This is a genomic window from Blautia sp. MSK.18.38, assembly GCF_024460535.1.
GTDB lineage: Bacteria > Bacillota > Clostridia > Lachnospirales > Lachnospiraceae > Blautia_A > Blautia_A fusiformis.
This window is the reverse complement of the sequence record NZ_JANFYP010000102.1, coordinates 1-315: the sequence shown is the minus strand read 5'-3', so window position 1 is coordinate 315 and position 315 is coordinate 1. Positions and strand designations below refer to the sequence as shown.

The window sequence follows — 315 nt, the reverse complement described above, 5'->3', positions numbered from 1 at the left end:
AAGCCGCCTTTGTAAATTTGGCATAAGAACTTTCTGTCTTTCCAAATGCCTTGATCACTTCGATTCCGTCAATATATTCCACTGCCGCATCATTCAGATCTTTTGTTGTCTGAACCGTTCTCTCGAAGCTTGGTTTATAATCCAGCATCATTCCAAAATAGGAAAGAAATCCCACTATAACCGGCACCAATGACCAGAGTGCCAGTCTCCAGTCTGTCAGGAAGAAATAAATCAAAATCACAATCGGTGCCAGCAGATTGGACGTGAATTCCGGGACAATATGCGCCAGTGTTGTCTCGATACTGTCGATTCTTT

1 protein-coding gene is annotated in these 315 nt (G+C 42.9%); it reads right to left on the bottom strand.

Annotation, left to right across the window (positions count from 1 at the left end; all coding sequences use genetic code 11):
* Positions 1–315: ABC transporter ATP-binding protein (locus NE638_RS17930; protein WP_173746896.1), on the bottom strand; the 315-nt coding region annotated here is incomplete at both ends.